This is a genomic window from Vicinamibacteria bacterium (genome assembly GCA_035620555.1).
GTDB lineage: Bacteria > Acidobacteriota > Vicinamibacteria > Marinacidobacterales > SMYC01 > DASPGQ01.
The window spans coordinates 1-9,698 of record DASPGQ010000053.1 but is presented as its reverse complement, the minus strand read 5'-3'; the positions used below and the strand labels follow the sequence as shown (position 1 = coordinate 9,698).

The following is a 9,698-nucleotide window of genomic DNA, read 5'->3' as shown; positions in this document are numbered from 1 at the left end:
GGCGCGAACCCGGCAGATCCCTCACGTGCTGTTCGAGGGGAATTTGCGATTTCACCCCGACGATGTCCAGAAGTGGCTGAGGAACGAGACCGCTCGACGGCTGAATCCGACTGCGGGCAAACGGTTCTAGCCTAGCTGCTAGGGCTCCGGTTGGAATCGCGGAGCGTGGTTCGGGCTAGAATAGGCCCTTCATGAGCCAGGACCCCACGTTCCGCGTTCTCGGCACCGCGCCATCGGCGAGAAGCGCACGCTACGAGGCCTATCGTCGCGAGTGGGACCGGCGCGGTGATGAACTGGAAGCGGCGGATTATCCGGTGCACGTCGATCTGGAGACCGTCGCCGTCTGCGATCTCCGCTGCGGCAGCTCGGAGGAAGACCCACAGGGCTTTTGCCAGATCTGGACCCACGAGCATATCCGGAAGCTCGGCTTCGCCGATCACACGTATCGGCGCGGATATATGGATCCGAAGCTCTATGGCGAGCTTCTGCGGCAGTGCGCCGAGATTGGCGTCTGTTCGATCAAGCTCAACTACCGAGGCGAGCCGTCGCTTCATCCCGAGATCGTGGCGTTCGTGCGGAGGGCCAACGACTTCGGATTTCCCGATATCATGATGAACACGAACGGAAACGGCCGCGCCCGCACCCATCCCGCGCTGTTCGCCGAGCTCGTCGATGCCGGTATCACCGATCTGATGTTCTCCGTGGATGCCTGCGATCCCGACACCTACGCCCGCCAGCGTGTGGGCGGTGACTGGGACGTCCTCCTGCGTTCGGTCGAGTCCGCGGTCGCTGCGCGCGCCGAGGGTCGCGGCGTTCCCGATTGTCGAATTCGTGCTTCGGTGGTGCGCACGTGGCTGAACGCCGCCCAAGTCGACAGCGGTCGGATGGAGTCCTTCTGGAGGGACGAGATGGGGGTCGACTGGATGTCGGTCAGCGAATGCTATTTCCCCGCTGGCGCCCAGCATTCTTGGAAGGCGGCCGAGTGGCGAGATCTTTCCGCGGCCGAGTTTCAGTGCCCCGATCCGTTTCGCCGAATGGTCGTGACCTGGGACGGCAAGCACACGATGCCTTGCTGCCAGGGCTTCACGCTCGAGATCGACGGAGGTGCGGTGGTGTCCGATAGCGTGAAGCCGCCGCAGACGATCCGGGAGGTCTGGGCCTGTGAGAATTTCGAACGACTTCGCCGAGCGCATCGAGCGCGCACCTGGGACCGCCCGGGGAAGGAGGGCGAGCCGATTTGCCGCCATTGCGCGGTGACCCGAAAGCCGACTCCCATCGCGGTCGAAGTGTGATGTGCTGAGCGTCCGTCCGCGGGTCAGCCTGGCGTGAGTGTCCTCACCGCCTCGCTCCTCTGCCTGCTCGGACTAACCCTTCTGTCGTTCGGCGCCGACAGCCTGGTTCGCAGCTCCTCGCGCCTGGCGATGCAGCTCGGCATCAGCCCGCTCGTGGTCGGCCTGACGCTCGTCGCCTACGGAACTTCGGCCCCGGAGATCGTCGCGAGCGTGGTCGCGACTCTCGAAGGTCACGCCGACGTGGCCATCGGAAACGTCCTGGGAAGCAATGTCGCCAACCTGGGTCTCATCCTGGGTGCCACGGCGATTCTCGCTACCGTGCTCGTTGCCCCCGCGGTATTGCGTCGGGAGCTGCCGTTGATGGTCGGCGTTACTCTCTTGTTCGCGGTTTTGTGCTTTCGGCTCGAGCTCGGTCGCATCACCGGTCTCGTATTCCTGGGCCTTCTGGCTGGTATCAACTACCTTTCGTTCCGGTGGGCCGAGAGGACCGGCCCACCGGATATCGAGCGACCGGGCGGCTCTCTCGCCATGAATGTGCTCTGGATCGCGTTCGGCCTCGGTCTCCTTCTCGGGGGGGCTCATCTTCTCGTGAGCTCGGCGGTGAGTCTCGCACGGAGCCTCGGGGTGCCGGAGCTCGTCATCGGAATTACCCTCGTCGCCGTGGGCACTTCCGTTCCCGAGCTCGCGACTTCGATCGTTGCCGGCCTACGCAAGGAGGCGGATCTCGTGGTGGGCAACATCGTCGGGAGCAACCTTTTCAACGTACTCGGTGCACTCGGCCTTTCCGCCGCGATCCGGCCGATTCCCGTCGACTCCCGGCTTCTCGGATTCGAGCTCCCCGCGCTCGTCGGCATCACCTTGTTGGCCACCCTCTTCCTTTACACCGGACGTCGCCTGGTTCGCTGGGAAGGGATCGTGCTTTTCGCGGGCTACCTGGGATTCCTCGCCGTCGTGCTGTGAGCCGACAAGTGCGCCGGGAAGCCTTATCTTCCCGCGGGCGGCACGATGTGAGGCAGCTCGAGCTCTCGGGCGCGAGCGTTCCACTCCGCTACTCGTGAGGTCACGACGTCGTTCCACTCGGATCGGATGTCTTCGAGCTCCAAGCGAAGCTCCTCGTAGACTTCCCGCATTCCCTGAGTCGGTGCGCCGTCCCCTTCGTTGACGTAGTCCATCAACGGGCCGAGCTTGGAGTAGAGCTTCGCGCCTCCCGGCGTGGCGAGAATATCGTAAGCGACCTTGGCTCCGGGGTTGTGGAGTCGTTTCTCGAGCTCGTCGCATCGTTCGAGGATCGAGGTCGATAGCTCGGCTATTTCCTCGTAGCGGGCTCGGGCCGACTCGAGCTGCTCGCGCAGGGCACGGATTTCGACGACAGTGTCGGTAAGTGTGCTGATCGTGTCTCGAATGGAGAGCGAGAAGCGAAGCTGCTCTTCGAGATCGGTCACGGAAGGCGAGCCTCGCGGGTCGGGTCTGACGACGAGCTCTTGGCTTACGACGCGCTCGCCGACGGTCAGCTCGGCGAGATACTCGCCGGGGGGTGCGAATGCGCCCTCGCGGGGATCCCCCATGTCGATCTCGGCGGCGGGGATGATCCGCGCGCCGTCGTAACGCAAATCCCAGCTGAAACGATTCACGCCCTTCTTCTTGGGAATCTCGGGGAGCTTGCGGAAAAAGACGTCGGGCGTGTCTTCCGTGCCTTCGGGCTCTTCCTCGTGGCTCGAGTACGTGCGAACCAGGTCTCCGCCGGCGGTGAGAATGCGCAACCGGATCTCCTCCTCTGGCTCGTTCGCCAAGTAGTAATGGAGCATCGCGCCCTGCGGCGGGTTGTCACCGCCATAGATGTCTCTCGGCCCGCCGTGGTATCGGAATCGAACGCCGGGACGCACGGAGAACAGGTGAGCCTCCTCGCCCTCGATCGAAGGCGACATCTCCCGAATGGGCGTGAGATCGTCGAAGATCCAGATCGATCGACCGTGCGTACCGACCACGAGGTCGCCGTCCTTGACCCGCAGCTCGTGGACGGCAACCGTCGGCAGGTTGAGCTTCAAAGCCTCCCAGCTCTTCCCGTGGTCCTTCGAGTAGACGACACCGGTTTCCGTCCCGACGTAGAGCATCCCCTCGCGCTCGGGGTCTTCCCGCACCGTATGGAGATACACGTGCTGGTCCATCGTTCCGCTCAAGCTCTGCCAAGTCGAGCCGTAATCGGCGGTCTTGAAGAGATAGGGAGACATGTCGTCGAGTCGATGGCGCTCGGCGACCATGTAGGCGGTCCCCTCGGAGAACCGAGAGGCTTCGATCGTCTTCACCGTGCTCCACTCCGGCAGATCCGGCGGCGTCACGTCCCTCCATTCCGCGCCACCGTCGAGCGACACGTGGACGAGCCCGTCGTCGCTTCCGATCCAGATGAGGTCTCTTCGAACCGGTGATTCGCCGATGGCGAAAATCGTCCCGTAGATCTCGACCCCGGTGTTGTCGCCGGTGATCGGTCCTCCCGAGAATTTCTGCTTGTCGGCGTCGTTTCTCGTGAGATCGGGGCTGACCGCAGCCCAGGTCAAACCCGCGTCCGTGGTCTTCATCAAGAACTGGGAGCCGTGATACAGCACATTCGGATCGTGGTAGGACAAGTGGACCGGGGCGGTCCATTGAAACCGGTAGCGAAGCTCAGAGGCGCCCTGGCCGGAGGTATCCATGGGATAGATCGAGATATTTCTCGCCTGGCGGGTTTCGTGGTCGTAGCGTGAGAGGTAACCGAAGTACTCTCCCGCATACACGACATCCGGATCGCGGGGGTCGGAGACGGAATGGCCCGTCTCGCCCCCACCGACGCCGTGCCAGTCGTATCGGGTGATTCCCCTCTCCGACAGGCTGTTGCTCGGTCCCGAAGCCGTCCCGAGATCCTGCATGTTGCCATGCACGTGATACGGCGTCCGATTGTCGACGTTCACCCGATAGAACTGGCTGATGGGAAGTGCGGGCGCGTACCAGCTCTCACCGGCATCGACGCTGACGTCGACCCCTCCATCGTTCGAGGCGATCATGCGCGAGGGATCGTGCGGGTCGATCCAGAGATCGTGATGGTCTCCGTGGTGGATGCCCTGAATACGCTTGAACGTCACGCCGCCGTCGATGCTCTTCAACATTTGGAGCGATGGCGCCCAGACGACGTCGGGGTTGGTTGGGTCGATGGTGAGGTGCGTGAAATACCAGGGTCGGATCAAGAGGTAGCTCTCGCCGTTGACCCGCGTCCAGCTCTCGCCCCCGTCCCGGGAACGATAGAGGCCGCCTTCCTCCGCTTCGATGAGCGCATAGACCGTTCGACCATCGGAAGGCGCGACGTCGACGGCGATTTTTCCCGTCACCCCGGAGGGGAGTCCCTCGTGCTCGAGCTTCTCCCACGACTCGCCGCCGTCGCGGGTAACGTAGATCCCTCCTTGTTCCCCGCCGCTCGTGAGGCTCCAGGGGCTCCTTCGTGCTTCCCACATCCCGGCGAAGACGATGCGCGGATTCGAGGCGTCGATCGAGACGTCGGAGGCGCCCGTATCCTCGTCGATGTAGAGAACCCGTTGCCAGGTCGTGCCACCGTCGGTCGTCCGATAGACGCCTCGCTCCTCGTTGGGTCCGAAGGCATGGCCGAGCACGGCGGCGAAGGCGACGGCGGGATTCGTTGGATGCACCTCCATCGTGCCGATCTGGCCCTCCTGCACGAGAACGTGCTCCCAGCTCTTTCCCGCATCGGTCGAGCGGTAGATGCCGTTTCCGGCGGCGACGTTCCCCCGAATGTTCGCCTCGCCCGCTCCGACGTAGACGACGTTGGGATCCGAGGGGGCCACCGCGATCGATCCGATCGAGGACACTGGCTGGTCGTCCATGATGGGCGACCAGCGGATGCCTCCATCGGTAGACTTCCAGACGCCGCCCGACGCGGTCGCGGCGTAATACACCCTCGGATCGGAGTCCACGCCGACGGCCCTCGTGACGCGTCCGCCGGCAGCGGGGCCGATGGACCGAAACTTCAGGTTCTCGAAGGCCGAAGTGACCTGTGCGACCAACAACGCGAGGGCCATCGTTTCGAACATGCTTCATCTCCTTGCAAGTCTTTCATCGTTGTGCCAGGACCCACCGAACGGCCTCGATGACGAGCTCGGGCTCGTCGAAAAGCATCCAGTGGCCGCTGGTCTCGGCGACGATGTGGGCGCTCTTCGTGCTCAGCTTCCGAGTTTCCTCTTGTTCCGCGAGCCGGTCCGCGGACGGGCACGATGCGGTGAGGACGACGAGCGGTATCTCGTCCAGATCACGGGTGTGGTTGGCGACGATCGCGGCGCTTTCGGGTGCGTGCTCGATGAGACTCGCGAGGGAAGAGAGCGTCCATGACCTGACCCAGAAACTCCGGAGCGCGGCCTTTCGATGGTCAGGCACCTTGTCCAGGAGAATCTGGATGCGATCCTTCTCTTCACCCCCCGAACGACGCCAGGCAAAGAATCGGAACAACCATCGAGCGAGTCCAACCTGCGCGAACAGCGCCGCCGCCTGCGCCATGAGGGCGCCTCGCCGGACCCGCCGTTTCTGCGCCGCGTCGGGAGCCATCCACCGGCGCGGGTGAGGGACGTCCACCAGAACCAGACTACCGACCTCGCCCGGATATCTCGATGCGAAGAGCTGGGCGATCCAGCCTCCGTAGGAATGGCCCACGAGAACCCACGGGGGAGGCAAACTGGCGGCGATGAGAGCCTCACGGAGCTCTTGGACCAGGTAGTCGACGCGGCGCGGTCGAAGAGGAGGGTCGCTCCAGCCGAAGCCCGCGCGATCGTAGCTCACGACGCGTGCCATCTCGGCGAGACGCGGTTGAATCTCGGCCCAGCTCAGAGACGATCCCGCGAGTGCGGAATCGAGGACCACCGTCGGTCCGCCATCGCCGGCGATGTCGAGATGCAGCCGATGGCCGCCCACGTCGACGAGAATCCCCGGTGCGGGGAATCGTCTCGCTTCGACGAAGCACATCACGCGCTGGCCAAAGTAGGCGAGAGCCGCGAGTGCGACCAGGGTTGCGATGACGGAGAGCACGGTCGCGGCGAAAGTCAGTTCCCGTCCCTTCGTCCACGCGAGATCTCGAAAGCTGCAGCGAGCGGTGGGAAAAGGCGAATATGGGCCGAGCGCTCATTCCGGATCTGGGTCATCCGTGCTTCCCTCCGCGTCTCTCACCGCCTCCTCATCCATCCCCATATGGTGGGCGATCTCATGGTGGACCGTCGTACGAATTTCCTCGAGGAGGGTCTGGCGATCCGGCGAGATATTCTCGAGATTTCTCTGAAACAGAAGAATCCTGTCGGGCAAGTCCCATCCTTCGGATTGGATGGTGCTTCCCTGGTACAAGCCGAGTACGTCGAACTCCACCCCTTCGCGGATGAGTCCGGGATCGGGCACCTCTTCGACTGCGATCTCGACGTTCTCCAAAAAGCTCTGGAACTCCTCGGGCAGCTCGGCCACGGCCGCGTCGACGGCCTCGTCGAACTCCTCGCCATCGAGGCGGGACGGGCAGAAATGGGTATCGGGATCCAGCTCCTCCGCCCGGCGAAAGGCCGAGTCGGCTCGATCCAGCTCTCCCCGCTGCGTGAGCACGAGTCCCAGGACGTAGTGGCTCACCGGGTCCTCGGGATCGAGAGAAACGGATCGTTCGGCGGAGACCAGGGCATCGTCTCGCGCTGCGCGGGCGAGGCGAAGCGTGGCTTCGAGCTGTCGCATCTCCGCCGTCTCGCCCTCGGCGAGCGCCAGGGCCAATCGGCTCTCCGACTCTTCGTTCTCGCCGAGCTCGTACAGGGCGGAGGCCAGGAGAAGCGACGCTTCGGCTCCTTTCGACTCTTCCAGCGTTTCGATCACGTCCTCGAACAGCTCTTCGTCGTAGAGGATGCGAGCCTTCTCGAGGCGGGCGAGCTCGAAGCTCGGGTCCAGGCTCAAGGCCTCGTCGAACGATTCCAGCGCATCTTCGATGTCTCCCATCTGCGCCTGTACGACTCCGAGCAACAGGTGAGCCTGGGGAGAGTCCGGGATCTCGTCACGATGAGCCTCTGCCTGCTCGAAAGCCTCTTCGAGCCGGCCCTGGTCGACGAGCCCGAGGACGCGGTCCCAAATTTCCTCCGCCATCGCGGCGCTCAGCATACTCCAGAGCGGGCTCTAGCGGGGCCTCCCGCCACCGGCCCGATCAGTTCCTGATGCGATTGGGACAGGTCTCACAGGAAAGAGACTCTCCATTCGCACCCGTGACTTCTGGTCCTCCGCAGGAGCCCCGCAGGCAGGGCCTCTTCAGAATCACGCCGATTCCCATGGCGAGCATCGCCAGGCCGATCACCGCGAGCACCAGAATGAAGAGCTGCACACTTGCATTCTAGAGTACTCAATGCCGTGGCGGGACCCGGATCGAGCCGCCACGGCTCGGGCTGCTTACGGCGCGGCAGGCGCGCCGGGCTCGCTCCGCTCGCGCAGGGTGGGCTGAGTTTCTCATCACCCTGCTAGCGAATTGGAGCGTTCATGACGTGAGCGCGTCGAAAGCGGGTGTCGAGCGTTCTTCGAAGCTTCCATCTTCGTTTCGAATCAAGAACAGGGCCGCGAGACCCTTGCGTGAGGCGAGCTCGAGCCCGTCGTCCGGACCGAGCACGAAAAGGGCAGAGGCCAGGGCGTCGGCACGCATGCAGTTTTTCTCGACCACGCTCACCGATGCCAGCCCTTGCTGGACCGGGCGGCCGGTCCGAGGGTCGATGAGATGGGATCGGGTTACGCCGTCCACGGTAATGAAGTGGCGGTAGTCGCCCGAGGTCGCAACCGAGAGTCCGCTCAAGGGGACGATTCGCTCGATGTCCCGACCGATGAAAACCGGCTTCTCGATGGCAATCTTCCAAGGCTCACCCGAGGGGTTCACGCCGAGAGTTCGCACCTCACCGCCGAGCTCGATCATGTAGTTCCCGATACCGAAACGCTCGAGAGCGGAGGCCACGCGGTCGACTCCATAGCCTTTCGCGATGGCAGAAAGATCGCATTCCACCCCGTCGAGGTCCTTCGCGAGCGTGCCCCCGGCACGATCGACAGCGAGATGACGATAGCCCACGCGGCTCATGGCGGCCGCGAGCTCCTCGTCGGTGGGAAGGCGGTCGCGGTCGGCCAAAGGACCGAAACCCCATAGCCGCACGAGGGGGGCCACGGTGACGTCGAATGCGCCGCCGGTCATCTCGCTCACGGCGATGGCTTCGGATACGACCTCGAGAGTCTCCGGCGATAACGAGAACGGCTCGCCGGGGGGCGCACGGTTGAAACGCGACAGCTCCGAGTCGTCGCGATAAGTCGACATGGCCGCGTCCACCTCGTCGAGCGCGGCTCGAATGATCCGCTCGAGCTCGCTCCGCTCGCCTTGGGAAAGCTCGGCGACCAGCACCACGGTATAGGTCGTGCCCATGCTCTCGCCCTCGAAACGCGCCTCGGGGGCGTGGTTGCGCCGCTCGGAATGGGCGCAGGCGAGAACCAGGAAGGCATACAGGGCCAGGCGAAAAGCGGAAAAGCCGAGGAGCGCGGCGCGACCGCGGATGGCAGGCGCCTGATCGGGCTCCGAGTCAATGGGCAAGATGCTAGCCGAAATCGTCGAAGAGAATATTCTCGGGCTCCACGCCGAGGCCATCGAGCATCTCGAGGCAGGCCTTCAGCATCAGGGGGGGACCGCAGATGTAGTATTCGACGTCCTCGGGGTTCGGGTGATCCTTGAGATAGTGATCGTACAGGACCTGGTGGATGAAGCCCGTCTTCCCCGTCCACTGGTCCTCGGGAAGGGGCTCCGACAGCGCGAGATGCCATTCGAAGTTGTCGTTAGCCGCGGCGATGCCGTCGAAGTCCTCGACGTAGAAAGCCTCCCGCAGGCTTCGCGCCCCATACCAGAAGGAGACCTTACGCTTGGTCCCGACGCGCTTGAACAAGTCGAAGATATGCGAGCGCATCGGCGCCATCCCCGCTCCGCCACCGATGTAAATCATCTCGGCTTCGGTGTCCTTGGCGAAAAACTCCCCATAAGGTCCGGAAATGGTCACCGGGTCGCCAGGCTCGAGCGAGAACATATAGGAAGACATTTTTCCCGGCGGGACGTCGGGCATACGGGGAGGAGGGGAAGCGATGCGCACGTTGAGCATGATGATTCCCTTCTCCTCGGGGTAATTCGCCATGGAGTAGGCGCGAACGACCTCCTCGTCTTCCGCCATTGTCGAAACGAAGCGCCACATATCGAACTTGTCCCAATCGCCCCGGAACCTCTTCTCGATCTGGAAGTCCTTGTACGCCACCGTGCCCGGCGGACGCTCGATCTGGATATAGCCGCCGGCACGAAAGGGCACCTCCTCGCCTGGAGGAAGCTCGAGCACCAGCTCCTTGATGAACGTC

General features: G+C 63.7%; 8 protein-coding genes. 2 read left to right on the top strand and 6 right to left on the bottom strand.

Features of this window, described 5'->3' with window-relative positions; translation table 11 throughout:
• Nucleotides 1-191: 191 nt before the first annotated feature.
• Both VEK15_01990 and VEK15_01985 read left to right on the top strand, forming a co-directional pair.
• Nucleotides 192-1,292, top strand: a complete 1,101-nt coding sequence (locus VEK15_01990) for a radical SAM protein (protein HXV59435.1) — start codon at nt 192-194, stop codon at nt 1,290-1,292.
• Between the two features lie 33 nt (nt 1,293-1,325).
• The gene (locus VEK15_01985; GenBank protein ID HXV59434.1) at nt 1,326-2,252 is read left to right on the top strand and encodes a calcium/sodium antiporter; all 927 of its coding nucleotides are present in this window, start codon (nt 1,326-1,328) and stop codon (nt 2,250-2,252) included.
• A 23-nt stretch (nt 2,253-2,275) separates the two neighbouring features.
• On the opposite strand, the gene VEK15_01980 is transcribed toward VEK15_01985, so the two are convergent.
• From VEK15_01980 to nqrF, 6 genes are all read right to left on the bottom strand, one after another.
• Entirely contained in the window at nt 2,276-5,365 is a 3,090-nt protein-coding gene (locus VEK15_01980) for a glycosyl hydrolase (GenBank protein ID HXV59433.1), read from the bottom strand.
• 22 nt (nt 5,366-5,387) lie between these two features.
• Complete coding sequence (locus VEK15_01975) at nt 5,388-6,350, bottom strand: alpha/beta hydrolase (protein HXV59432.1); 963 nt, start codon at nt 6,348-6,350, stop codon at nt 5,388-5,390.
• A gap of 93 nt (nt 6,351-6,443) precedes the next feature.
• Nucleotides 6,444-7,427: a metallopeptidase family protein gene (locus VEK15_01970; GenBank protein HXV59431.1), complete on the bottom strand. Its 984-nt coding sequence runs from the start codon at nt 7,425-7,427 to the stop codon at nt 6,444-6,446.
• Nucleotides 7,428-7,485: 58 nt separating this feature from the next.
• Nucleotides 7,486-7,659 (bottom strand): hypothetical protein, encoded by a 174-nt coding sequence (locus tag VEK15_01965; GenBank protein HXV59430.1) that lies wholly within the window; start codon nt 7,657-7,659, stop codon nt 7,486-7,488.
• Between the two features lie 150 nt (nt 7,660-7,809).
• Complete coding sequence (locus tag VEK15_01960; protein ID HXV59429.1) at nt 7,810-8,895, bottom strand: FAD:protein FMN transferase; 1,086 nt, start codon at nt 8,893-8,895, stop codon at nt 7,810-7,812.
• A gap of 4 nt (nt 8,896-8,899) precedes the next feature.
• Nucleotides 8,900-9,698 (bottom strand): NADH:ubiquinone reductase (Na(+)-transporting) subunit F (gene nqrF / locus VEK15_01955; protein HXV59428.1); only part of this gene is annotated, 799 nt, incomplete at its 5' end.